Annotated in this window: 17 protein-coding genes and 1 pseudogene; 5 read left to right on the top strand and 13 right to left on the bottom strand. The window is 70.4% G+C overall.

Features of this window, described 5'->3' with window-relative positions:
- Together ACIBEA_RS17315 and ACIBEA_RS17310 are read left to right on the top strand one after the other, a co-directional pair.
- Nucleotides 1-4,116, top strand: a complete 4,116-nt coding sequence (locus ACIBEA_RS17315) for a TIGR02680 family protein (RefSeq protein WP_399261674.1) — start codon at nucleotides 1-3, stop codon at nucleotides 4,114-4,116.
- The gene (locus ACIBEA_RS17310) at nucleotides 4,113-5,450 is read left to right on the top strand and encodes a TIGR02679 family protein (protein WP_399261672.1); all 1,338 of its coding nucleotides are present in this window, start codon (nucleotides 4,113-4,115) and stop codon (nucleotides 5,448-5,450) included. Before ACIBEA_RS17315 ends, ACIBEA_RS17310 begins: the two co-directional genes overlap by 4 nt.
- Nucleotides 5,451-5,732: 282 nt before the next feature.
- Here ACIBEA_RS17310 and ACIBEA_RS17305 read toward each other — a convergent pair whose 3' ends face one another.
- Entirely contained in the window at nucleotides 5,733-6,665 is a 933-nt protein-coding gene (locus ACIBEA_RS17305) for a D-alanyl-D-alanine carboxypeptidase family protein (protein WP_399261947.1), read from the bottom strand.
- On the opposite strand from ACIBEA_RS17305, the gene ACIBEA_RS17300 reads away from it, so the two are divergent.
- Entirely contained in the window at nucleotides 6,588-6,899 is a 312-nt protein-coding gene (locus ACIBEA_RS17300; protein ID WP_399261670.1) for a DUF6355 family natural product biosynthesis protein, read from the top strand. The two genes, ACIBEA_RS17305 and ACIBEA_RS17300, sit on opposite strands and share 78 nt — an antisense overlap.
- Nucleotides 6,900-7,057: 158 nt before the next feature.
- Here ACIBEA_RS17300 and ACIBEA_RS17295 read toward each other — a convergent pair.
- Nucleotides 7,058-7,353 (bottom strand): annotated as a pseudogene (locus ACIBEA_RS17295) (NERD domain-containing protein); the annotation flags it as partial.
- A 329-nt stretch (nucleotides 7,354-7,682) separates the two neighbouring features.
- Between ACIBEA_RS17295 and ACIBEA_RS17290 the strand changes: the two are divergent.
- Nucleotides 7,683-9,776 (top strand): DUF2075 domain-containing protein, encoded by a 2,094-nt coding sequence (locus ACIBEA_RS17290; RefSeq protein ID WP_399261945.1) that lies wholly within the window; start codon nucleotides 7,683-7,685, stop codon nucleotides 9,774-9,776.
- Nucleotides 9,777-9,830: 54 nt separating this feature from the next.
- Here ACIBEA_RS17290 and ACIBEA_RS17285 read toward each other — a convergent pair whose 3' ends face one another.
- The 11 genes from ACIBEA_RS17285 to ACIBEA_RS17235 form a co-directional block, all read right to left on the bottom strand.
- The gene (locus tag ACIBEA_RS17285; RefSeq protein WP_399261668.1) at nucleotides 9,831-9,959 is read right to left on the bottom strand and encodes a DUF6408 family protein; all 129 of its coding nucleotides are present in this window, start codon (nucleotides 9,957-9,959) and stop codon (nucleotides 9,831-9,833) included.
- Between the two features lie 198 nt (nucleotides 9,960-10,157).
- The gene (locus ACIBEA_RS17280; RefSeq protein WP_399261666.1) at nucleotides 10,158-12,020 is read right to left on the bottom strand and encodes a DNA/RNA helicase domain-containing protein; all 1,863 of its coding nucleotides are present in this window, start codon (nucleotides 12,018-12,020) and stop codon (nucleotides 10,158-10,160) included.
- A 321-nt stretch (nucleotides 12,021-12,341) separates the two neighbouring features.
- Nucleotides 12,342-13,607, bottom strand: coding sequence for an SWIM zinc finger domain-containing protein (locus ACIBEA_RS17275; protein ID WP_399261664.1), 1,266 nt, complete (start codon nucleotides 13,605-13,607; stop codon nucleotides 12,342-12,344).
- 5 nt (nucleotides 13,608-13,612) lie between these two features.
- Nucleotides 13,613-15,661, bottom strand: a complete 2,049-nt coding sequence (locus tag ACIBEA_RS17270; RefSeq protein ID WP_399261662.1) for a HelD family protein — start codon at nucleotides 15,659-15,661, stop codon at nucleotides 13,613-13,615.
- A gap of 241 nt (nucleotides 15,662-15,902) precedes the next feature.
- Nucleotides 15,903-17,093, bottom strand: a complete 1,191-nt coding sequence (locus tag ACIBEA_RS17265) for a cytochrome P450 (RefSeq protein ID WP_399261660.1) — start codon at nucleotides 17,091-17,093, stop codon at nucleotides 15,903-15,905.
- Nucleotides 17,090-18,295 (bottom strand): MAB_1171c family putative transporter, encoded by a 1,206-nt coding sequence (locus tag ACIBEA_RS17260; RefSeq protein ID WP_399261658.1) that lies wholly within the window; start codon nucleotides 18,293-18,295, stop codon nucleotides 17,090-17,092. Before ACIBEA_RS17260 ends, ACIBEA_RS17265 begins: the two co-directional genes overlap by 4 nt.
- Entirely contained in the window at nucleotides 18,292-18,819 is a 528-nt protein-coding gene (locus tag ACIBEA_RS17255) for a regulator component (RefSeq protein ID WP_399261656.1), read from the bottom strand. The genes ACIBEA_RS17260 and ACIBEA_RS17255 overlap by 4 nt, the downstream gene beginning before the upstream one ends.
- 285 nt (nucleotides 18,820-19,104) lie before the next feature.
- Nucleotides 19,105-19,566, bottom strand: coding sequence for a helix-turn-helix domain-containing protein (locus tag ACIBEA_RS17250; RefSeq protein WP_399261654.1), 462 nt, complete (start codon nucleotides 19,564-19,566; stop codon nucleotides 19,105-19,107).
- A 259-nt stretch (nucleotides 19,567-19,825) separates the two neighbouring features.
- The gene (locus ACIBEA_RS17245; protein WP_399261653.1) at nucleotides 19,826-21,010 is read right to left on the bottom strand and encodes an MAB_1171c family putative transporter; all 1,185 of its coding nucleotides are present in this window, start codon (nucleotides 21,008-21,010) and stop codon (nucleotides 19,826-19,828) included.
- Nucleotides 21,003-21,503 (bottom strand): ImmA/IrrE family metallo-endopeptidase, encoded by a 501-nt coding sequence (locus ACIBEA_RS17240; protein ID WP_399261651.1) that lies wholly within the window; start codon nucleotides 21,501-21,503, stop codon nucleotides 21,003-21,005. The genes ACIBEA_RS17245 and ACIBEA_RS17240 overlap by 8 nt, the downstream gene beginning before the upstream one ends.
- A 351-nt stretch (nucleotides 21,504-21,854) precedes the next feature.
- A complete protein-coding gene (locus ACIBEA_RS17235) occupies nucleotides 21,855-22,328 on the bottom strand; it encodes an XRE family transcriptional regulator (RefSeq protein WP_399261649.1) in 474 nt (157 codons plus the stop codon).
- Nucleotides 22,329-23,085: 757 nt separating this feature from the next.
- Between ACIBEA_RS17235 and ACIBEA_RS17230 the strand changes: the two genes are divergently transcribed.
- Nucleotides 23,086-25,065 carry a BTAD domain-containing putative transcriptional regulator gene (locus ACIBEA_RS17230; RefSeq protein WP_399261647.1) on the top strand — a complete coding sequence of 660 codons (1,980 nt, stop codon included), beginning with the start codon at nucleotides 23,086-23,088 and terminating at the stop codon, nucleotides 25,063-25,065.
- Nucleotides 25,066-25,126: the final 61 nt, after the last annotated feature.

The following is a 25,126-nucleotide window of genomic DNA, read 5'->3' as shown; positions in this document are numbered from 1 at the left end:
GTGCGCGACCGCTGGCAGCCCCTGCGGATCGGTCTCGTCGATCTTTTCCATTACGACGTGGAGGAGTTCCACTTCCGCGACGGCAGGCTGCTGCTCCGGGGGAACAACGGCACCGGCAAGTCCAAGGTGCTCGCCCTGACCCTGCCCTTCCTCCTCGACGGGGACCTGAGCGCGCGCCGGGTGGAACCCGACGGAGACGCCGGAAAGAGGATGGAGTGGAATCTGCTGCTCGGCGGCGAGCACCCGCACTCCGAACGGCTCGGCTACACCTGGGTGGAGTTCGGCCGCCGGGACGAGGTGAGCGGCGAGGAGCAGTTCCGCACGCTGCTCTGCGGACTCAAGGCCGTCAGCGGGCGCGGCATCGCCCGGCACTGGTGGGCGGTGACCGCCCAGCGGATCGACCACGCACCGGCCGGGGCGAGGTCGCAGGGCGCGCTCAGCCTCCTCGACGCCACCGGCACGGTGTTGTCCCGGGACCGGCTCATCGAGGCGGTCGCCGGACACGGGATGGTCTACGACCAGGCCAAGACCTACCGCCGGGCCGTCGACGAAGCGCTCTTCGGACTCGGTGAACAGCGCTACGCCGCCCTGGTGGACCTGCTCATCCAGCTGCGCCAGCCCCAACTGTCCAAACGCCCCAACGAGGCTGCCCTCTCCCGCGCCCTCACTGAAGCGCTCCCGCCCATGGACCAGGCGGTGATCGCGGACGTGGCCGAGGCCTTCCGCTCCCTGGACGAGGAGAAGGACGAGCTACGGGCCGCCGGAGCGGCCGAGCGCGCGGCCGCCGCCTTCCTGGACCACTACCGGCGCTACGCCCGCATCGCCTCCCGCCGCCGCGCACGCCTCCCGCGCAGCGAGCACTCGAAGTACGAGCACCTGCTGCGTGACCTCGCCGAGGCACAGGCCGAGAAGGCCACGGCCGAGGAGGAGCGGGCGGCGGCCGATGAGCGGATCGCCGCGCTCACCGAGACGCAGGCGCGACTGGAGGCCGTCGACGCGGCCCTGCGCGAGGGCCCGGAGATGCGCAGTGCTCATGAACTGGAGCGGGCTGCGCGGGCGTTGGAGCGGTGCCGGCAGGACAGCGCACGCGCGCGCGCCGACCGGGAGGAGGCCGCGCTGCTGCACACACGGGCGCTCGGCCGCCTCGGGGCGGCGGAGAACCGGCTTCGGGCCGCCCGGCACCGAGTCGAGGATGCGCTTCGCCTCGCGCAGGAGACCGCCGAGGTGGCCCGGCTGGACCTGCCCGCGGACGCGGGGCTGACGGAGGCCGAACTGCGCGCCGCCGTGACCGCCGTGACCGACCGCCGCCACCGCACCCTCGCGCACGCCGAGGAGCTCGCGGACCGGGCCGAGGCGGCGGTGGCCGAGCGCCGGGCCGCCGCGCTGCGGCTCGACGAGACGGAAACCGACCTGGCGCACGCCGCCGAGGAACAGGGCGTGGCCGAAGAAAGCGTGACGGCCGCGGGCCGGGCCCTGGTGGATGCCGCACGCGAGCACACGGGCCGGTGCGAGGAGCTCGTGTACGCCGACCCGGTCGGATTGCTGGACGAGCTCCAGGAGTGGACGCGGCACCAGGACGGGCCCTACCCGGCGCGTCGGCACGGGTCGGCCGCACACAGCGCCTCGGCGGCGGTACTCGCCGACCGGGCAGCGCAATCGGCGCAGCGCAGGGTGGCCCTGGCTGCCCGTGCGGGAGACGCGGCACAGGAGCTCGCCGAGCTGGAGGCCGGCGGCCGCCGCGGACCGTCGGCCCCGTACACCCGGACCCCTGGCCTGCGCGATCAGGTGCCCGGCGCTCCGCTGTGGCGGCTGGTCGACTTCTGGGGCGGGGTCGGGGACCAGGAGCGCGCCGGTCTGGAGGCGGCCCTGGAGGCGGCCGGGCTGCTGGACGCGTGGGTGCGGCCCGACGGCGCGGCCCTGACGGCGGTAGGTCACGACGTACTCCTCGACGCGCGGACGGGACCGGTAGACGGGCCGTCGCTCGCCGACGTGCTGCGCCCGGCCGTCGACCACGGCGATGCCCAGGCTGCCCACGTGGGTGAGGAGGCGGTGGGTCGACTCCTCTCGGCGATCGGCCTGGGCGCGGTTGCCGGGGACACGGAGGCGGGTGCCGGTCCAGGGGGCAACGAGCCGCCAGGGGAGACGTGGGTGGCCCCGGACGGACGCTACCGCGTAGGGGTCCTCATCGGCCGGTGGGCCAAACCCGCGGCCGAGTACATCGGCGAGGGCGCCCGGGAGGCCGCGCGGCGCACCCGGATCACCGCCTTGCGCGGCGAACTCACCTTCCTTCAGCAGGAGATGGCATCCGAGGCCGCGCACGCGCAGGTGTGGGAGACCCGTCGCCGTACGCTCGACGCCGAGCTGGCCGCGGTGCCCGACGACGGGCCGCTGACCCGGGCGCACGCGCGTGCGGCGGCTGCGGCCCACACCGCGCGCCGGGCCCGGTCCCGTCGTGAGGCACGGGCCGCCGACGTGCTGGCAGCAGCCGAACGGTCGGAGTGGGCGAGCGCCGAGCTCCAGGAGGCCGCCGCTGATCTGGGTCTGCCCCCGGACCGGCCGGCGCTGGCCGTCGTACGGCAGGCCCTCATCGACCTCGCGGCCGTCCTGGCCGCACTCTGGCCGGCGCTGCGCGAGCGAACCGAAGCGGCACGGCAGGCGCAGGAGGAGCATGAGGAAGCCGGCCGGGCAGGGGAGCGCACCGCCGAACTCGCCCTGCGCGCGGAGGACGCCGCGCGCGAGGCAGCAGCCGCGGACGAGCGGCTCACCACGCTGCGCTCGACCGTGGGCGCGGCCGTGGCCGAGCTGGAACGGCGGCTCGCAGAGACCGCGGAGTCCCTTCGCCGCTGCGCTGCAGATCAGCGGTCGACCCAGGACCGACGCACGGCGGCTGACCGGCGGGCGAACCGGGCCGAAGGCGGGATCGTACAGCTGGAGAAGGCCGTCAACGATGCTGCCGCCGCGCGTTCCGAGGCCATCGCCGCGCTCCAGCGCTTCACCGTCACCGGGCTGATCACGGTCGCACTTCCCGATCTCGCGGTACCGGCCGCGGGCGACGGGCCGTGGGCGGCCACCCCGGCCATCGCCCTCGCCCGTTCCCTCGAATCGGAGCTGTCGACCACGGACGACTCGGACGGCGCCTGGGAGCGCGTACAGCGACGTCTGAGCGAAGAGCTCAAAACCCTGCAGGACGCACTATCCCGGCACGGCCACTCCGCCTCGGCACGAATGGTCGAGGACGGGATGGTCGTCGACATCGTCTACCAGGGTCGCGAGCGTGCTGTACCCGAACTAGCCGAAGCACTGGCAGTCGAGGTCGGCGAACTCACCCGTATCCTTTCCGCGAACGAACGCGAAATTCTCGAAACCCACCTCATCACCGAGGTCTCGGGAACCCTTCAGGAGTTGATCGCCACCGCCGAACGTCAGGTGCTGGCCATGAATGCCGAACTGGAGGGTCGCCCGACCTCCACGGGCATGACCCTGCGCCTGGTGTGGCGGGCCTCCCGCAAGGCTCCCGTCGGTCTTGCCCAGGCGCGTGGACGACTGCTCCAGACCGCCGATGCCTGGACTTCCGAGGACCGGGCCGCGGTCGGTGAGTTCCTCCAGACGCAGATCGCCCGCCAGCAGTCCGAGGACGCGGCCGGCAGTTGGCTGGAGCACCTCACGGCGGCGCTCGACTACCGCTCCTGGCACGAGTTCGCCGTCGAGCGGCAGCAGCACGGCCGCTGGTTGCCCGCCACCGGTCCCGCTTCCGGAGGCGAACGGGTCCTGGCGGTCTCCGTGCCCCTGTTCGCCGCGGCCTCCTCGCACTACGCGAGCGCGGCCAGCCCGTACGCACCACGGCTGGTCACCCTGGACGAGGCGTTCGCCGGGGTCGACGACGACTCGCGCGCCAAGTGCCTCGGCCTCCTGCACGCCTTCGACCTGGATGTGGTCATGACCAGCGAGCGGGAATGGGCCTGCTACCCGCAGGTGCCGGGCATCGCCATCGCCCAGCTGTCCCGCGTCGACGAGGTGGCTGCCGTTCTGGTCACCCGCTGGGAATGGGACGGCACGGCTCGTACCCGTCACGAAGACCCGGTGCGTACGCCGGACCCGGAGCCCCTGTGGACGTGAACAGGGTTCCGGTCGACGAAGCCCGCCTGCGCCGTCTGCTCGGCGGGCCCGATCTGGCCTGGCTGGTGGAGCGCGTGCGCCGCCGGCTGGAGCGCGGGCAGCCGCTCATCGGACCCGTCTCCCTGGCCGCGCCGACCCCGGCCCAACGGGCCGCGGCCGAAAGGTTGCTGGGCCGGGCTCCGGGTGGTGGCAGGGCGCTGACGGTCCGGCTCGATGCCGTGGACGCCGTACTGGTCCGGTCAGGCGTCAGCCCCGAAGGCCTGACGGCGGCCGTGACGATGCTCACCGGGCCCGTCGTCCCTAGCGAAGAGGTCCGCCGGAGTGAGGACCAGGCCTGGGCAGAGGCATACGCTCCGCTCATCGCACTCGCCGGGGAGGTTCCGGCCCTCGCGGAATGGGCCGCCCGGGTGCGCGAAGGCGGCCTCGTACGACGTTACGCCTCTACGCCTGAGGCCGCTCGACCGCTGCTCGCTCAAGTGGCCCGCGTCCTGCGAAAGTTGCCGGCCGAGCCGCCGCGTTCCCTGTCCGTGTTCGCCGCGGACGTCCTGGGCAGCGCCCACGCACTGGATGACGGGACGCCCCCGGCGACGCTCTGCCTCTCCGGCATCCGTGCGCTCACCGGACACCCGGACGGGGCGGGCGGGGCTTGGCGGCGGGCTGCCTGGGCCTCCGCGGGCCTGCTCCGTGACGACGTCTCCTCCACGGTCCTCACCCTCAACCTCGGTGGGACCCCGGCTCTGGACTGGATGGCCGATATGGGGGAACCGTGCGTACTCACCCTTCGCCAGCTCGCCCACCATCCGCCCCGGACCGCGTCGCCGGTGGTCCACATCTGTGAGAATCCCGCCGTTCTGTCGGCCGCCGCCGACATCCACGGCCCGGACGCCCTCCCGCTGGTCTGCCTCCAGGGTCAGCCGTCGGCTGCCGCCTTGGCCCTTTTGGCGCACCTTCATGGGCTCGGTGCCGCCTTTCGCTACCACGGCGACTTCGACTGGGGCGGCCTGCGCATTGCCACGACGCTGCACCAGCACGTGCCGTGGCAGCCCTGGCGCTACACCGCTGACGAATACCGCGCGGCGGTAGCCGCTGCCACTCCTGCTCCTCCGCCTCTGACCGGGATGGCGGCCCTGTCGCCATGGGATCCGGATCTGGCGGCCGCCCTCGCTGAACACGACGTGCGTATAGAGGAGGAGGCCGTTCTGGACGCGTTGCTGGCAGACCTTGGGGGAGGGCCTGCTGCCGGTGAGACATGCGAGTGCCGAGACCCGGGCGGCCGGGCCGACGCCAGGACTGGTGACGCCCGTTTGACGCACGGATCCTCAAGAAGGCCATGAGTGACAGGCAATATGGTCTTTGACCTGGCGCTTTGCTGGCTGGCCTCCATGCATACGTCCTCCCGATGACGCAGCACGTGGAGGGCGTGGCGACCTTGGAGCCCATCGCGAAGGCTGCCTGACCCGTAGGTTCGGGTGGCCATCGGTTACCGGTGGGTCGTCAGCCATGGACGGGCGCCTCCTGCGGCAGATTGCGATCTTGCCGCGGGAGGCGCCCTTCTTGGTGGGGGGCGGTCGAGTCGGTGCGTGCCCGAGTCGCGTCCTGCCTTTCTCGCTCATGGGTCAGTCCAGGACGTCCGGGACCCGCTGCGTGTCGGTGCCTCGCAGTGTGTTCCGGGAACCGGCGGTCGCGCCGAGTGCCCAGTTCGAGAGGGCCATGGAGTCCGCGTAGCGTTCCTCGTCGTTCAGGAGGACGCCGATGATCGTTTTGCCGTTGCGGGTCACGGAGAAGACGAGGCACTTGCCCGCAGCTGTACCCGTGCCGGTCTTGACGCCGGTCGCGCCCGGGTACCCGTAACCGGTGGGCCGTGCGCGGACCAGCAGGTTGGTGTTCCACCAGGTGGCGAGGGTCGACGTACCGCCGGAGCTGTACGAGGTGGTCTTCACGACCGACTGGAACAGGGCGTTGCCCATCGCGTACCGCGTGAGCGTGGCGAGGTCGCGCGGGGTCGTGAGGTTGTTGCCGGTCGGTGAGATGCCGTCGAAGGAGTCGTAGACGGTGTTGGTCATGCCCAGCGCCTTCGCCTTGGCGTTCATCTTCGCGATGAAGTCCGCCCGGCGGGCCGCCGTGGTCGAGCCCGCCCCGAAGGTGTCCGCGAGTGCGTACGCCGCGTCGCAGCCCGACGGGAGCAGCATCGCGTACAGCAGCTGACGGACGGTCGGTGTGGCACCCAGCTTGAGGGAGGCCGAGCTGGCGCCCTCCCGGTAGACGTAGTCCAGGTACGTCTGCTTGACGGTGACCTTTCGGTTGAGGTCGAGACCGGCAGTGGTAGCGACCACCACGGCCGTCATGACCTTCGTCGTGCTGGCCATCTGCCTTTTGGTGTCGGCGGCCTTGGAGGTGAGCACGGCCCCCGTGGCGCCGTTCATGAGGATCGCGCCACGCGCGCTGACGGGCGGGGCGGCGGTGGCGGCGGCGTGGGCGGGCGTCGACACCGTGAAGAGGGCCCCCACGGTAAGGCTTGCGGCACACGCGGCCCGGGTGCGCCGCCTCAGGTTCGCTGCTGTCACGTCAATCCCCGATTTCGCCGAAGGACCTTTTCCCGAGGGGGAGTTCCGGACAGCTCTGCCGTCCGCCCCTTCCCCTTGGCGAGATTAGGCCTCCGGGCGCGGGAGCGGGAGCCCTTGCGCGGCGCGGGATGGAGAGTTCACTGTGTCCGCCCCGGCGTCACCCAACTCGGCACCACTTCGCAGATCCGCAACGCCTGGTACACCGGCAAGCTCTGCTGAGCGCCGGCCCTCCGGGCGACGCGGTCACGGGCGCGTGTTCGACCAGATCGGCTATGCGAAGGAAATGCAACGGCAACGGGACGTTGGCCAACTGGTACGCCTGCTGGATGGCTTGTCCGAACAGATCGGGGTTCGTCATCCCGGGCACCGGCGGAGTCCCGTACGCGCAGGTCGTCGGCGGTGAAGCAGACGGCTTCGGCGACCCAGACGCGCTTGCCGTTCTGGCCGAGCAGCCCGGCCAGTTCTTCAGCTCGATCATGCAGACGCCGCCGGGGGCGATGACGAGGAGGTCGATCTCGCGGACGTGACCCGTGTTCGCGGTGAAGGTGAAGTTCGACCAAGCACGCCACGGGTCGGAGTCCGGCAGCTTCTCGCGGATGGACTCCAGACCGCGGTGCTCGTGGTCGTACTCGGACTCGGACTCGGTGACCGTGGTCCACCGGCCTTCCCGCATGTGCGGCCCTCGCTTCGTCGCTTTGCGCTGACAGCTGACCGGCTCGGCCATCCGCCGGGTAGAGAAAGCTCTCGGGAGATCCTGACTGTGGGCAGTGACATCCGGGGCAGCTGCGACGAGGCGGGCAGGGCAGCGCAGCGCAGCGGGGGTGTCCGATGTGATTCGGCCATCGTGCCCCGGTGGGCGTTGGGGGGATCGAAGCCGCGTTATCGATTGGCCGCCGCATTCCCTAAGATCACCGGTACTGATTGCGGATCGACGGGCTTCCTCCGAGGACATGTCCCCACCCGCACGAGTTACTCGTGCCCTGGGGGAACCACCTCGTGTCCATGCTCCTGCTCAAGCTTTCGGCCCAGGATCTGCTCACCCTGCATGCGCGGCGCCACATGGTGCCGCACCTTGCCGCACGCTGGCGGCACTTCCGCAGTGCCGACGCCTCGGTCTCGGAGCGCTCCGCATGGGCGGAGAGTCTGATCAGCCTTGCGAACGACCTGGTTGCGGCAGACCGCGGGAACGTGGAGATGATCGTCGAATGTGCGGCCACGACGAAGGACGTCCGCCGTCCGCCGCTCATCGACGTCGTGCTGGTCGGGCGCCATCCGCAGGAGAACCGTCCGTCCGTGCAGCTGGTCGAACTGAAGCGCTGGTCGACCGTCACCAGGATCGAGCGGGCCACCGCCGACCTGGTGGATGTGCCGGGGATGGGTAGGAAGAAGCACCCGGCACTGCAACTCCGGGAGCACTATCTGGCCTTCACGAGTGACCAGGGTCCCTTCCGGGGGCTGGAGATCGAGTGCGGCGGTTTCGCCTACCTGCACAACGCCACTCAAGCCTCGGTGCGTCCGCTCATCGATGTGGATGCGCCGACGGGTGCCTATGCGCGGGTGTACACCGGTGATCAACGTGAGGAACTGCTGGACGATCTCAGGAAGAGCTTCGATGCCCAGGGTGGAGCCTCCGAGTCCGAGGCCATGCTCCAGAGCATGGGGCTGCGCAACACCCCGTTGCTCGACGCCATGATCCGGTCCCGTGGTGCCGACACCGTCTTCACCCTGAGGGGACGGCAGAAGGGCGCCGCGGCCCAGATCCTGGAAACGGCTGCCGTGGTCCTTCCGGACCTCTGGCAGCCAGCCCTGATTCCGGACGAGAAGCGCGTGGTCTTCCTCGTGACCGGCGGCGCCGGCACGGGGAAGAGCGCCATCGGCCTGCAGGTCAAGAAGAAGCTCGAAGCACAGGGCAGGACGGTCAAATACGCCAGCGGAAGCCGGGCATTCAACGGGGCTCTGAAAGAACACGTCGGATATGGGGACGGGAAGTTCAAGAAGACGTTCACGTACTTCAGCAGCTTCGTCAAAACGCCGGACCCGCCCCTGGACGTACTGATCTGTGACGAGGCCCACCGCCTGCGCGAGCGTTCCACGAACCGTAGGGACGCGAGGAAATCGGGAACCCGCCCGCAGGTGGACGAACTCCTGGACGCATCGCGTCTGACGGTCTTCTTCATGGACGAGCGGCAGTCGGTACGCCCCAAGGAAGTGGGAACCGTGGATCTGATCCGGGATGCGGCAGACCGGTACGGCGCCCGGCTCGTCTCCTACGACCTGCGCGAGCAGTTTCGGTGCGGTGGCAGCGATGCCTACATCCGCTGGGTGCGCGCGCTCCTCGGGCTGGCGGATGGTGCGCCGGAGCTCTGGAGGCCGGACGGCCTGATGCACGTAGAGGTCGCGGACACCCCGGAGGAGCTCGAGCAGATCATCGGGACCGAGGCCGGTGCAGGTGCTTCCGCGCGCATGGTTGCAGGGTACTGCTGGCCTTGGACCAAGCCCCAAGGCAAGAAGAAGAGGCTGGAAGCAGATGTGCGCATTGGAGACTGGCACCGGCCGTGGAACGCGGATAGCGAGACCTTCTGTGCGGACGGGGCGCCCCCGTCGAGGATCTGGGCGGTGAACGAAGGCGGCCTCGGTCAAATCGGCTGTGTCTACACGGCGCAGGGCCTGGAATGGGACTGGTGCGGCGTGATCATGGGGGAGGACATGGTGCGCCGAGGTGACGAATGGGTGTTTCGTCGTGGAAAGAAGCGGAAAGAGGCGCCGAAATCGAAGATCTGGCGGGTGGCTCAACCAGGATCGTTCGATCCTGAAGTCGCGGCATCCACAGTCGACCCCGCTGAATTCGAGCTCCTCGTGCGCCAGGCCTACCACGTGCTCATGACGAGAGGCAGCCGGGCGACGGTTCTGTACTCGACGGACGAGGAGACCCGCGCCTATCTGAAGGACCGGGTGGGGCCAGTGGAGATTCATGGGCTGCGTCCCACCATGCAGAATCGGCAGGCTTCGGATCGCAGACGGCACGAACCCCGGCCGAACAGGCGGGGAGGCAAAGGCAGCAAAGCAAAGGGTCCGAGTCCTGACGTCCTGTTCTGACGGGGACGTCCGACGATGTGGTGGCGGGCTCGCCGGGCCCGCCACACACCTGCGTCAGAAGAGCAGGTTCGCCACCGCGGTCAACGCCGTCAGCAGAACACTGGAGACGACTCCGGCCACGATGTCGATCAGGATCTCGCGAATCCATTCACGACGCGCAGGCTTGTACTCGACGTTGCTCATGTCGGCCCTTCAGGTGGGTGAGTTCTGAATGGCAGGGGGCGCCCTACCGGGCAGCCACGCTCGCGTCGTACGTCGCCGCACGACGGGCACAACCATTCGTCACTCACGGCCTGTTAGGCCTCGTACATGAACTACCGCCTCGTACCCTCCGGGAAGGTGCGCAGCGAGATCATGGTATCCGCCGACCGCTGCCGTCGCTCAGGAAATGAGCGAGCGGAGCTTCTCGCGCGTCTCGGGATCCGTCGAGTAGACGACCGTTCCGATCATGCCGCGGGTCAGCAGCACCTTGTACGTGTTGCGGACGAGGCGGTCGATGTCCTCGTCCGGTGTCGCCTTGGTGAACGAAGGGTCCTTCGAGGCCGTACGGTCGACCACCCATCGGTCGGTCCGCCAGACCAGGTCCGGTCCCATGATCACCCCCGACCAGTCGTACTCGAAACCCTGCGCCGTGTATACGCAGCCGACTTGGCCGAAGCCCGCCGGGTCGGTGGCCCAGAGCGGGGCCGGCGGTGCGCCGAGGAGGGACCGGTCCCCGAACAGGTTCCACGGCTTCGACCAGTCGCCGATCACCACGTCGGCGGGCAGGGTCGTCATCACCGGAGTGATCTTCGTGGTCCACCTCCAGCAGTAGCCAGCGGACAGTCGGGCGCCGTAGCCCTGAGCGCGCTTGGCGTCGAGGAAGTCCTCCAGCTCCTGCGGACTGTCGACCGTCAGCAGCTGCACCTTGCCGTCCGGTTCCCATCCGATCGGCCCGTCGTCCTCCAGAGCGAGGAGGGCTGTCACCCAGCGAAGGTAGGCGTCGCTGCCTCCGCAGCGGAACTGGCTGTCCAGCTCGACCAGCGTGAAGTCCACTTCCTGCTCGTCCGCAGCCTGCCGGATCTGTTCGACCGTACCCATCTCGCCCGGACGCACCACCTGGTGTTGGTCGAGCAGGAACACCGGAACCCGGGCCGCGTCGATCAGCTCGGCCACCTGCGGGCGTCCCGTACGCAAGGCGGCTGCGGTGTAGCGGTTGGCGGAGGTCTTGCGGAGCCGGTGTGCCTCGTCGCACACGAGCACGTCGATGTCGTTCGGTTCGGCGTCCATGAAGCTGTTGAAGTAGCGGAACAAGCGCTGGACCTCGGGCTTGCGCGCGCCCGCGACCTTGCGCATCGTCTTGGTGAACGACTGTGATCCGGTGGCGTGAAGGGCCGGCACACCGCGCCGGTACAGATCGCCGAGCACGGACAGGGCGATCACGCTCTTGCCGGATCCGGGCCCTCCGGTCACGACGACCACCTGCTTGCGCTTGGACCGGCGGGCCTTGCGGACGGCTGCCATCACCGTCTCGTAGGCGAGCCGCTGCTCGTCCAGTAGTACGAACTGCTCACGGTCGCGGACCTCGTCGGCGGCCACGGCCATCAACTGCATGGACGGCTTCACCCTGGCCTGCAGGAGGTCGTCCGCTGCGGCGGCACCCGGCTTGGGGGCCAGCCTCGCGCGCAGATAGTCCAGGAACGCACCGCGCTGGTCGCCGGTGAACATCCGGCCCCGGTTGTCCTCCTCGACCTCGCGCAGTCCCGCGACGCCGAACTCGGTCGCGTTGTGCAGGAAGGCGACGCCGGTGACGGACCCGGGGTTACGCTCGAGCGCCCCGTTGAACGAGACCAGGTAGTCGCAGTAGCCCCGTACCTGCTCGATCGGGTTGAGGACGGGATCCTTGTACGAGGGCACGCGGCAGCGCAGCGGATCGTTCTCCTCGGGGTGAGCCTCGCTCCACTGCTTGAGTTCCACGATCACGTACGACGGCTCGCCCGAGACCGGATGTACGCCGGCCAGTACCGCGTCCGCGCGTTTGCTGGTCAGCGGCAGCCCGTACTCCAGCAGCATCTCGACCTCACCGAGCCCCGCTTCGATCAAGGCGTTCGTGAGGGCGGGGATGCTGCGTTCCCATGACCGGACTTCCGAGGCATGGGGCCGGTGACCGTGTCTGTGGGAGAAGTTCTCGGTCAAGAGTTCCGCCAGCCGTCCCTCAACGCGGGTGCGGTTGGCCAAGGACGCCGCGGACTCACGGAACAGCAAGAAATCGCCCCCAGGCAGCACGGAGTGACTCGTGCGGGTGGGGGCATGTCCTTCGGTCCCACAGCAGTGGAACGGAAGCCCGGCGGGCCGCTGAGATGGTCTTCGTCATCTTATGGCAGCGCGTGGATCATGCAGCCGGGGCGATCCCCTGATTCAGACCGGGTGACAAGGGCCTCAGCTGTGAGTGGGACGGCCGGACCGCCACCGGTGACGTGTGCCACCTGAACCCGGGTGCTGTAGGGCGCGACCGGCCCGACATGGGGCAAGAAGCACCACTCCGCGCACTGGACGCTGCGGCCGCCGAGTACGAGTGTCGGGGCGCTACAGGCCGTGTTGGTCGAGCATCGCCATCAGCTTGCGTTTGCGTTTCTGGGTGGTGCGCAGGGTGGTCATGTAGGTGGTGAATGTGTCCTCCGTGCCGAGGGCGCGGTGGCAGACGCGGGCGCTGAGCAGGAGTTCGGTCAGGTGCTCGTACGCGGTGTCGCCGGTCCGGGTGAGGAGCGGGCCGATCAGGCGGAGGTACACGGTCAGGGCCTCGGCCGGGCGGCCGGCCCGCTCCAGGTCCTGGGCGATCAGCAGGTGCGTGGCGCCCGATGGGGCCAAGTCCGCCGCGTGGAGCGCGATCGGCGCGTCCACGCTTCCTTCGGCGCGCATCAGCTGTTCCATGAGGTACTTCTCCGCCCAGCCCTTCGGATGGTCGCGCAGGGCCGCGGCGGCCCGTTCGTGGGCCCGTGCCAGGCCCGCCGCGCCCAGGGCATCCGCGTAGTCGGGCAGCAGGATGTCGGTGGCGTCGCTCAGGTCGCCAAGGAGATGGTCCACCAGCCAGTCGGCGGTCCGGACCGGGTCGGGGCGCGCTGTCCGGCAGGCTTCCAGGTGCACTGCGGCCAGATCGGTCGCCACGTTGCCGATGGTCCCGTCCGAGTCGTCGATCTCGCCGTACGTTCGGGCGAGGGCCTCGATCGCGTCCCGTGCCACCTCCACTGCTTCCGCTGCCCGGCCGGTCTCCGCCAGCGTGCGCAGCGCGGACACCGCCTCCGCGGCCTGCAGCCCGTAGGCGTGGGCGTCGGCGTACTCGACATAGCCGTACCGGGCGAAGGGCCGGGTGTCGAGCAGACCAAGGATGCGTTCGCGTACGGCGCCGAGGTCGTCTGCGGCAGTGGCCGCGCGAAGTTCCAGTCGGTGGCGCAGGTCACGGTTGCCTGCGATGTGCTCTTTCACCAGAGAGAGCAGTTCGTCCCGGCTGCGCGATTCCAGCCAGGTGGTGAGCTGCCGGCCGCGAGACGCAGCGGCGGCCCGGTGACGGGGAACCGACCCTGCCTGTCGCGGGACTGTCAGCCCCACCGCCACACAGTGCTTGCAGAAGTTGCCCTCCTGCCCGTAGGGGCAATCACATCGGCCGGTGAATCCCGTCGCCCTTTCCGTCAGCTCGACCTCGTACGCGTCGGTTCCGTCCACGGTCGCGGTGATCGACCTCTCGCCGATCTCCATCGCGGACACCGAGGACACATAGCCGAGACCACGCTCGAACGACCGGGACCCCGCCAGTCGACGTAGCTCGTCTTCGTCGAACCCCAGCACGTTGGTCATGACTCTCATTGAAAGGGATCGCGCACGTGCGCGGGCAGGGTGGTGATGGTGCACAGGCGTTTGGTGGCTCGGGTGAGGGATACGTAGAGGTCTCTTTCGCCGCCCGGGCGGGACTGGATGATTTCCTCGGGGTTCAGGACGACGACGGCGTCGAATTCCAGGCCGCGGGCTTCGGAGGCCGGGACGATGCGGGCGTGGGCGGTGATGTCGGGGGCGGTCAGTTCCTTCACCCTGGTGTCCGCGCAGATCACGGCCAGGAGTTCGCCCGGGTGGGCCGTGCTCTGGGCGCGGAGCTCCTGGGTGAGGGTGGGGATCGCTTCGTGGGGAGGCGTGGTCACGGTGCGAGGGGGTTCGCCGGTTCGTAGGGATCGGGTGGGTCGTTGGTCCGGGGCGATGCGGGTGAGCAGGTCCCGGACGCTCTCCAGGATCTGCTGGGTGGTGCGGTAGCTGACCGTCAGGGTGTGGAGTTTGAAGCGCGGTCCGACGTGAGGGCTCAGGGCTTCCTTCCAGTCGCGCGCGGTTGCGACCGGGCCCGCCTGGGCGAAGTCGCCCACCAGGGTCATCGCCCGTGACGGGCAGCGGCGCAGGATCATCCGCCACTGCATGGCGGTCAGTTCCTGGGCCTCGTCGACGACGACGTGGCCGTAGGTCCGCTCGGGGGGACCGGTGACGAGGCTCGCGGCCTCGTCCAGCAGCGGCACGTCGGCGTCGGTCCACGGGTCGTCCGGATCGCGCAGCAGGAGGGAGCGATCCCGGGAGGGGAAGTGGGGCAGGTGCCGGGCGAGGGCGGTGGCGTTCGTCAGGAGCGCCTTCACGAGGTCGCCGGGTGTCAGCCGTGGCCACAATGCCTCGACCGCGCGGTCGACGCCGGCGTCGTCGAGGAGGTCGGCTCGGAGGGCGTCCAGGTCCAGCTCGTGGACCGGACCCGGGTCGGCGGCGCCTTCGACACGGCGCCCGGCGGCGCCCGTGAATCGGTCCAGGTCGATCCCCGTCAGCCGTTCGGAGTCGGCGTCGATCTGCTCCAGGACGTCTCCCATGTCCCGTTGCATCGCGTCGGTGACGGCGTCGACCAGGAGTTCTGTGAAAACCTGGCGGGCGGGGTTGTGGCCGGGTGCGGCTGCCACGGCGGCGTCGCGGGCCGTCGCCACTTCGCTGCCGGACAGGTGGACCAGTTCCTGGCCGACCCGCACGGTGAAGCCGCCGGAGGGGGCTTGGTGGGCGCGAAGGAGAGCGGCCAGGGCGTCGGCGAGGTCGGAACCGCCCTTGAGGCGCGCCGTATCGAAGGGGGCCGTCTCTTCCGCGGATACTCCGGCCAGTTCCCGGCAGGTCGTCAATACGACGTCGTTTTCGCCGAGCGAGGGGAGGACCTGGGAGATGTAGTCGAGGAACCGGGCGTTCGGGCCGACCACCAGGACGCCCTCTTCCGCGGCGCGCGGGAACGCGTACAGGACGTACGCCGCCCGGTGCAGGGCGACCACCGTCTTGCCGGTGCCCGGTCCGCCCTGCACCACCGTCACCCCGCGGTGGGCGGAGCGGACGATCTCGTCCTGCTCGGCCTGGAGCGTCGCGACGGCCGCCTGCATCGTGCCGGTACGCCGCGCCGACAGGGCGTCGGTCAACGGGCCGTCCCCCACGACGTCTTCATCGGTCGGAGCGGTCCCGTCCAGCAGTTCGTCGCTCACCGAGACGACCGTGCGTTCTTCGAGGCGCAGGTGCCGGCGGCGCCGCAGGTCCATCGGGTGGACCGGTGTCGCCTCGTAGAAGGGCCGCGCCGCCTTCGCGCGCCAGTCCACGAGCAGCGGCAGGTCGTCCTCCTCCGTGTGCAGTCCGATCCGCCCGATGCGCAGGGCCGTGCCGTCCGTCCGGTCGATGCGGCCGAAGACCAGCCCCCTTTCGGCGCCCTCCAGTCGGCCGATCTCCCTGGCCAGCCGCTCGGCGGCGACTTCCCGCTCGTACGCCTCACCGGCGCCTTCGGCCGGGGTGCTCAACACGCTCGCCCGGCTCGCCCGCGCCTCGGAGAGCCGCTCGCCGAGCAACTCGTACAGGGAGGACACACAATCCCGCTCCGATGCAACCGCACGTACAACGGGGTCATTCGTTTTTGACAACATGAGCTCCTTCGATTCGACCCACACCATAGGGTCGAATTTTCCCGAAGGTAAGTCTTGAGTTATCAAGGGAGTTGTGGCCTTGCGGGTGAATTCATGGCGGCTCTGACAATGGAATGCAGAACCCCTGTTGAATTTGCGCAGTGAATAGTTTTGTGCCCTCCAGTGGATGTGTGAGGGACGAGTGTCAGGCCAAGGTGAGGGGGAGGGTGGTGAGGCCGCGGGTGAGGCGGGTTCGGCGCCAGGTCGGGGGGGTGGCGGGGGTGGTCAGGTGGGTGTTCGGGAAGCGGGTCAGGAGGGTGTGGAGGGTGATCTCGGCTTCGGCGCGGGCCAGGGGGGCGCCCGGGCAGCGGTGGACGCCGTGACCGAAGGAGAGGTGGGCGGTGGCGTCGCGGTCGAGGTCCAGCCGGTCCGGGTCGGGGAACGCCGCCGGGTCGCGGTTCGCGGCTCCGGGGGCGATGAGCACCGGGTGGTCGGCCGGGATGTCGACGCCGCCGATCCGGAGGTCCCGCGTGCTGTACCGGAAGGTGGCCACGCTCACCGGGGAGTCGTGGCGCAGCAGTTCGTCGAGGGCGCCGGGGATCAGCTCCGGGTCCCGGCGCAGGCGGTCGTACGCCTCGGGGTGCCGGAGCAGGGCCAGGATGGCGTTGCCGATGAGGTGGGTGGTGGTCTCGTGCCCGGCGACCAGCAGGAGGGCGGCCAGGGAGACGGTCTCGTCCCGGTCGAGGCCGCCCTCGGCGCAGTCGCGCACGAGGGAGTGGAGCGGGCCCTCGCCCGGGGTGGCGCGGGCCGCGTCGACGAGGTGGGTCAGGTAGTCGCCGATGTGGTGCGAGGCGGCGTCGACGCGGGCGGTGTCGGTCGCGTCGAAGAGGTCGTGGGAATGGGCGGCGAGGCTGGCGCGGTCGGCCTCGGGCACGCCCAGCAGTTCGCAGACGACGGTGACCGGAAGGGGGACCGCCAGCTCCGCCACCAGGTCGACCTCCGTGCCCGGTCGCCACGCGGCGGTCAGGTCGTCGACGACGCGGGTGATGAACGGGCGCATCTGCCGGACGCGGCCGGTGGTGAACAGGGGCGTCGCCACCCGCCGGTGGCGGGTGTGCTCGGGGGGATCGCTCGCCAGCATGTTGCGGGCGATCGCCGGGTGCAGGTCGCGGTTCGAGGGCTTGTCGGCGAAGAAGCGGACCGTGTCCTTGGACAGGCCGGGGTCGGTGAACGCCTCGCGGGCCTCGGCGTGGCCGGTGATCAGGTAGGAGTGGTGTCCGCCGGAGCCGGTGGGGACCCGTTGGACGGGACAGCCCGCGCGCAGCCCGGCGTAGGTGGGGTAGGGGTCGGCGAAGAAGCGCGGGTCGCGCAGCGGGTCCTGCCGCGGGGCGCTCACGAGGCCGCTCCCGCGGTCTCGGGCTCCGGGCGCGCGGGGTGCGCCGCGTAGGCGCTCGCCACGAGCAGCAGCCACGCGGTCTCCGCCGGGAGGTCGCCCTTGCGGGAGCGGGTGCCGGCGGCGGGCGGGGCCTCGTCGCCGTCGAGGGGGAGGCCGGTGCGCTTGGCGTGGACGGCCGCGGCGATGACCGCCGCCTCCACCTCGGCGTCGCCCTCGGGGGTGTCGGTCGCGCCCCTGCGTGCGACCTCGGCGGCCGCGGCGTCCCGTACCGATGCCCGCCGGTAGCGGCGCAGGGCCAGGACGCAGTCGTTGATCTCGATGACCCGGCGGTGCAGGTGGAAGTCGAGGTCGTGGGCGTCGGTGTCGGCGCCGGTGTTGCCCGGGTCCAGCACGACCTCGGGGACCGCCGAGGTGACCTCGCGCCACAGGGGTTCCAGTGCGGTGAACGAGGTGCGTTCCCAGCGGCGGCGCCGCAGCCGGCTGAGCGGCCACAGCAGGGCGGGGAGGGTGAGCCCGAGGGTGATGAGGAGCACGGCGACGGCGGGCGCGGTCACGCTGAACGTGCAGCGGAAGGGGGTCACCAGGGTGGAACACCGGGCGTGGTCGGGCACGAGCCCCAGACCGAGGCCGATGGAGACCAGGGCGAAGAGCTTGTACGCGGCGTAGAGGAGGGCGAAGCCGCAGCCGACCGAGGTCGTGCGCAGGCCCCAGCGCTGACTGCGGCGGGTCGAACGGGTGGACTGGGCCCAGGTCTGGAGCAGGAAGTCCTTGGCCGTGTACCCCAGGTAGGAGATGTAGATGAGCACGTAGCACGCGTACAACACCGGGTTGCGGCCGGTGAGTTGCTCGGCGACGAAGAATACGGTCATGCCGGCGACGCAGAGCGCGAGGGCGATGACGCGCAGCCGGATCTGCCGCTGGGCCCGCTCGCGGTCCAGGTTGAGCTGGAAGAGGAAGGCGAGCACCGAGGTGGCCGCCGTCAGGGTGAAGGAGTTGCTGAGGAGCCGGGCGACGTGGGGGACCACCGATTCGACCGCGCGCTCCACGGCCGGGGCGTAGGAGGCGAAGGCGAGGGCGAAGGAGGTCAGCAGCGCGGCCATCGCCCAGCTGCCCGTGGGACGGTGCCCGCCGCGTCCGCGCACCCAGTACGCGGCGAAGCACAGCAGCACGACGGCCGTGCCCGAGAAGAGGATGTCGATCATTTCCGGTGGCGCTTCTTCCTGTGTGGCTCGGCGAACAGTGCGTCCCAGCTCTCGGCGCCGCTGGCGGGCCGGCTCGACGGGGCCTCGCGCCCCCGGTACATGAGTTGTCGGATCACGCTGGCCATCACCTCGGCCTCGCGCTCGTCCTCGCTGGTGTAGCTGGTCCGGCCGGACATGCGCTGGACGAGGGTGGGGTCGAACCCGATCGCGCGCAGGGTGTCCGGGTCCAGTTCCAGGCTGCCGGGGTGGTCGCAGATGATGTGGCTGATCTCGTGGGCGAGGATGTGGTTCTGGTGGAGGGGGGAGGTCGCCTCCTCGTAGAACAACAGGTCGGCGTCCGGGGTCTCCAGGCGGATGCCGCACGGAGCGTCCGCGGCGCCCAGGGTGCTCAAGGGGCGCAGGATGATGGGGCGTCCGCGTTGTTCGGCCACGGCGTCGCGCAGGTCGCGGGTGCTGAAGCGGTGCGGGAGCCCGAGGGCCTCGACGCGTGCCTCGCACGCGGCGCGAAGCTGCTCAAGGTCCATGTCCTCACTCTGGTGGCGCCGGTCGGGGGTGGTCGGCCGCGGCGGACCCCACCCCGGAAGTCCGCTCCATGCGCCCCCATGCTGACATGTTCGCGACTCCACTTCGAGGTCGGGGGTCGCCGCGCACGTGCCCCGCGGCGCGGCTTGTCGGGGTTGTCCCCGGACATGGCTGATGCCCCCCTGTCGATTGATCGACCACGGGCCGCCGCGAGGGGCTCCAGGGGGGTGGGACGTCGGGTCGGATCGCGTGAGCGGCGCCCGATGCGCGGTTCAGTCGTCCGCGGTTCAGTCGTCCAGGTTCAGGTCCAGGTCCTGTGCCGGGTCGTCGGCGGTGAGCCCTTCGAGTTTGCGGGCCTGCTCGATCACGGTGGACAGCATCTTCAGGCTGTCGATGCTCAGGCCGTTGGCCCGCAGGGCCACCTTGCGGACGTCCTGGTCGCGCATGGCGGCGAGCAGGTCGATCTCCGCCCGGGTGCGTTCGGCCGCCGCGCTGTCGACGAAGTAGCCGGCCGGTACGCCGAAGAAGTCGGCCAGGGCCTTGATGGTGTGGCGGGTCGGGTTCCGCTTGGCCCCCGTGCGCAGCTGTTGGATGGCGCTCGCCGTCACCCCGCGGCCCTCTCCGGTCGCGGCCTTGAGGATCCCCTCGGCGACCTCCGCGTAGGTGTAGGGCCCCCGGGAAGGGGGGTGCACCGTGCGGAAGAGGTGGTCCAGAAGCTGGGCGAAGGTGGGTGACTGGTCATCCTCCACGTACACGTCCTCCTTGGCGTGATGCCGAGCCTTTGCCCACCACAGTGTTTCTCGAAGCCCATCGGGCCGGCCCCGGCAACACTTTGGTTGACGCCGGACAGTCACTCTGGTGTACGTTACCAATGCTTCATCGCCACTGGAGTGTTGAGGGAAGTGGCGGCGACGCCGGGGCGGGGCTGAGCTTCACGGGGGTGAGCTCGGCCGACGGCCCGGCGCCCGGACCACGGGCCCACCGTGCGCGGACCACCGCGCGGGACCGTCAGGGAGCAGGGGCCGCCGCCACCGGGGCGGTGCGGCCGACCGATCGCAGGGCGATGGGGGAGGTCATGGCCCGGGCCAGCCGCTGCTGGAAGGCGAGTTCGGCGGCGAGATCGCCCGGTGCGATGACGACGGGCGTCTGCGGCGGCTGCTCGGGCGGCTGGTCGCGGCGCTTGGCCGCGATCGCGCCGAGGAGCTGGCCGGCCTCCACGACGGCCGCGAGCTCGTCGCCGTGCAGGCCGGAGGCTTCGGCCTCGGCCCGGACGGCGCGGGCGATCTCGGGGTCCATCCAGGTGCGCAACTCCCATTGGGCGTCGCGGATCTCGATCAGCATGCGGTACAGCCGGGTCTGCAGGTCGAGGGTCGGGCCCATGGGGATGACCGGTTCCGGTACCTCCGCGGTGAGCGTGCGGTGGAGCGGGGTGAGGGCGCGGTAGGCGCGCCGGTTGCGCAGCCGGTCCCCGGCGGAGGTCAGGTGCGGGCCCCAGTCCGGCAGGATCCACCCCACGGTCTGGACGATGACGGCGATCCCCACGCCGAGTTGGGCGACGGCCTCCCACGACCGTCCGGACCCGCCGAACTGCGCGGCGACGAGGTCGGCGGTGCGGCAGCCGGTGTAGACGAGCGCGAACGGCAGGGTGAGGGCCACCATGCGCAGCCCGCGGCGCAGCCAGGCCGACGGCGCGATCTTGGAGTACCGCCACCCCATCACGCCGATCTCGACCTGGTTCGCGGTGAAGGCCGCGAGGTAGACGGCGAGGTAGGCCGGCATGTACTGGGCGTGCGTGACGGCGAAGTCGTCCGGTGTCTCGCCCTGCGCCGTCGCTCCGGTGAACAGCACGGTCATGGTGATCAGTACCACGGCGAGCGCCAGGATGCGGGGCAGTGTCTTGCGCCGTGCGGCCTCCGGTCCGTGCGTCAGGTGGAGCAGCACGAGCTGCTGACACGCGGTCATGACGACGACGCAGCTCTGCGTCAGCAGCCCGGAGAAGTTGACGATCCCGACGAAGTCGCTCGTGGCCGCCCATACCGAGGGGGTGGACACCGTGAAAATGATGAAGAGGAGGAAGAAGTTGGCCACGAGGGCCACTTGGGTGACGGAGCGGTCGGTGCGCAGGACCCGCGACTTGTAGACGAGCGCAAGGAGGGCGACCGTCGAACACAGCGGGTACAGAAGGCTATTCATTGCACTTCTCGTGGGTCGGGGATTCCAGGGCGGCCAACCGCTCGACGATGGCCCGGGCTTCGGGAGGTACCGGCCATGTGCGTTGGCCTCCCCACGCGTTGATGCGCTGGCCGATCAGCGAGCCGACGAGCTCGGCCTCGATCTCCGCCTCCGCGTCGGAGTGCTCGCGCCCCATGACACGGCGTACCAGACCGGGGTCGAGGGAGGGCATCAGGAGCCGGGACGCGTCGGTCGACATGACGGGCGACGCGTCGTGGTCGCAGAGGACGTGGCCGATTTCGTGCAGGATCACCTGCTGCTGGTGGATCGGGACGAGACGCTCTTCGACGAAGATGTAGTCGTTCGCCTCGGTGGAGACCCATAACCCGTGCGGACCGGCGGCCGGCAGCGGGAGGGCGGCCACCCGCACCGGCCGCTGGCGCAACTCACCCAGGTGTTCGCAGAGTTCCCCGATGGTCAGGTTCTCGTCGAGGCGCAGGCCGAGGCTGTGCACCCGCTCTTCGCACCGCTCTCCGAGCGTGCTCGCGGCACGCGCGCGAGGCTTTAATCGCCAGCGCACGACGATCACGAAGCTTCGGCGTCGGGCGTCGCGTCGTCGCTGGTCACGGGCACTCCTGCAGGGTCGGCATGAGTGGTATCTGAACACAGCGTTCCGGCCGCGTCCAGGGCAGAACAAGACAGTTCGTCATATGGCAATAGCTCAGACGGATTATTTTTTGCCAAATTCCAGATTCCAGAATTGCCGTCAGGAGTCTGTCAGAAGCCCGCGCCGAGCCCGTCCGGAGCCCGTGGAAAGTCGGTGCGGGGCCCAAGTGGAGCCCGAGTGGAGCCCGAGCGGAGCCCGTCAGGGGCGCGGTTCCTCCTGCGGACCCACGGGGAGTCCTTCCAGTTCGCGCACGCGGTCGATCACTTCGGTGATCGAGCGCAGGGTCTTCTCCGAGAGGCCGACCGACCGCAGGGCCACCCGCTGTACGTCCGCGTCCCGGAGGGCCGTGAGGAGGGCCAGTTCGGCATTGACCGTGTCGGTGACCCGGTTGTCGAAGAAGTAGGCGGGCGGGACGCCGAAGAACGTGGCCAGCCCCTCGATGTGCCGCATGGTGGGGTTGTCGCGCTGTCCCTTGCGGAGCAGCCAGATGTAACTGCCCGAGATCGGCACGCCGGTGGCGGTGATCGCGCGGGCGACTTCTTCGGTGGTGTGGGGTGCCCGGCCGGCGGGGGCCGTGCTGGCGAACAGGTGGTTCAGCTTGTGAGCCAGGCTGTTCGCGGGCCCAATCTCCAGGTCGGTCATGCGCGTCCCGTCTTCATTGGTCGGCTGCATCCTACCCTCCGACTGGCGTGTAAGTCGAAAGTTGGCGAATCCAACGTCAGTTGACTCCGGTGAGGCCGCAGGGTTAGCGTCGCCGAGCGGGTGTTCGACTGAGGTGCGACGACGTGGCCGTTCAGTTGAACACCAGTGGATAGTAGGGGGCGGTTCGACCTCACGCCCCGTCGTCAGACTTCGCACCTGGGGAGCGAATGGCCAGCGAGTCGATCCGTGCCATCACCACCGCGAGCGGTATGCCTCGCCGCACCGTCCGTATGCGGACGCTCGGCGAGCGCCTCCCCGTCGCGGAGAGATGCAGCTGCCCCTACGCGGCTCCGCGCTCGTGATCTGGGACGTGGCCCCCGGGTGTTGAACGGCGCCGCGCCCGCGGCCCCGGCGGCCCCGGGCGAGCGCCCGACCGCTTCCACCCCCTCCACCCCTTCCTAGCCTCCCGACCGACGTCGGCGGGCCCGCCGCCCCTGCCCACCCTCCCTCGTCCAGGACACGCTGTCCGCCCACCGGCGTGCCGCGGCTCCGTGGCCGGCCGAAGGACTCCGCGAGGGCGCGGCTCGGCGTGCGGCCGAGGGAATCCGACATGACTACGTGACTATCCGGCATGACCACGTGACTACGGGACGGAGCCGTATGGCCGTCATCACATTCTGAAGACATTCGAAGCACCTGAAGACAGTCGAATGACGCCCGGCGTGACGCACAGCGCGATTCGCGGTGCGATGCGCAGGGCGAAGCAGAGCGAGCACGGGGGATCCACATGCAGCAGACGATTGCCGCGCCGACACAGCCATTACAACGAACAGAGGCCTCGCTTCCTTTCCTTCACGGACGGCAGGACGGCGCCGCAAAGGCGGACCTGCACATCACCTTCCAGGTCCTCGGCCCCCTGGAGGCCTGGGTCGGGCCCCGCAGGGTGGAGATCGGCGGGCCCCGGCAGCGGATCGTGCTGGCGATGCTGCTGCTCGCGCCCGACCGGGTGTTGTCGATCGACCAGTTGGTGGAGGCGGTGTGGAACGGCCGGCCGCCCGCGACCTGCCGCACCCAGATCGCCATCTGCGTCGCCAGCCTGCGCAAGGCCTTCCAGGCCGCGGGGCACACCGAGGAAGTGATCGTCACCGCGGCGCCCGGGTACCTGTTGCGCTCCTACGGGCACCGGATCGACGCGGTGGAGTTCGCGTCCGGTGTGGAGGGCGCGCAGACGCTCGCGCAGCGCGGGGACACCAGCTCGGCGGCCGACGTGCTGGGTCGGGCGCTCGGCCTGTGGCGGGGGCCGGTCCTGGCGGACATGTCGAGCCCCGTCATCGAGACGGAGGCCGAACTGCTCGAACACCGGCGCCTGACGGCGTACGAGCAGTACGCGACCCTCCAGCTCCAGCTGGGCCGACACCGCGAGATCATCGCCGAGCTCACCGCCCTCGTGTCCGAACAGCCCCTGTGGGAGCAGGCGCGGGCCGCCCTCATGCTCGCCCACTACCGCTCGGGCCACCGGTCCGAGGCCCTGGCCCTCTTCCGGCAGGCGCAGCGGGTCTTCCGCGAGGAGATCGGGCTGGAGCCCGGCCGGGTCCTCCAGGACCTGCACACGGCCATCCTCCAGGAGACCTCCGGACTGATGCCGGTCACCGATGTGGCCGGGCCGCTGAGCGTCGGTTCCGCACTGCCCGAACTTCCTCCGGGCGCCGCCGCGTTCATCGGTCGGGAACGCGATCTGCACGCCCTCGACGGTCTGCTGCGCCGAGCCCGCGGGGGTGTCTCGGCCGTCGGCCTGGTCGTGGGACGTCCCGGCATCGGCAAGACCGCCCTCGCGCTGCACTGGGCGCGCCGGGCGGCCCACGCCTTCCCCGACGGACAGATCCACGTCGACCTGGAACGGACCGGCACCGCGGACGCCCCCGCGGCCCTGCTGCGGGCCCTCGGCATGTCCGACTCCCAGATCCCCACGGAGTACCAGGACCGGCTCAGGGAGTTCCACCGGCGGGTCGAGGAGCGGCAGATCCTGGTGATCCTCGACGGCGTCCCCGACGACACCGTGGCCTACGAGCTCGTGCCCAAGGCGGGCAAGTGCAGCGTTTTGTTGACCAGCCGCCGGGTGCTGGCGACCCCGGCGCAGGTCCGGTTGACCCTGCAGGAATTGGCGCCGGCGGACTCCGTGACGCTGCTCGGCTCCCTCGTGGGCGACGGGCGGGTCGAGGAGGACGCCACCGCGGCGCACCGCCTCGCCTCCCTGTGCGACCACGCGCCGCTCGCCCTGTCCGCCGCGGCGGCCCGGCTCATCGCCAAGCCCCACTGGCGCCTGTCCCACCTGCTCACCCGGCTCGGCGACCCCCGGCACCGGCTGGAGGAACTCTGCACGGGCGCGCCCATGTTGCGCCGGTCCCTGGACGGCGTGTACCGCTCGCTCTCGCGCGAGGCCGCGGCCCTGTACGTCCGGCTCGGGCTCGTCTGCGGCGAGCGGATCGGCGTCTGGGTGGCCCAGGCGCTCCTCGACACCGACCCCATGGACGCCCAGGGGCTCCTGGAGGAGCTGGTGGACGCCACCTTGATCGAGGTGTCCGACACCGGGTCGGACGGCTGGTTCCGCTACCGCCTGCCCGGCCTGCTCTCCCTGCACGCGCAGGAGACCGCCCACCAGGAGATGACCGCGACCGCCCGCACGGCGGCGTACGACCGGATGGTGGACGCCGAGGCCTCGCACGCGAGCGATAGCACGTCGATAGCGGTCCTTCGTAGGGTCAGCTGACGGCACCCCGAACGGCCCCGGGACTCGCTCCCGGACCGGCGATCGGGGGAGGGGTGCCGTC

It is taken from the genome of Streptomyces sp. NPDC051555 (assembly GCF_044454405.1).
Taxonomy (GTDB): Bacteria; Actinomycetota; Actinomycetes; order Streptomycetales; family Streptomycetaceae; genus Streptomyces.
This window is presented reverse-complemented; position numbering and strand designations above follow the sequence as displayed.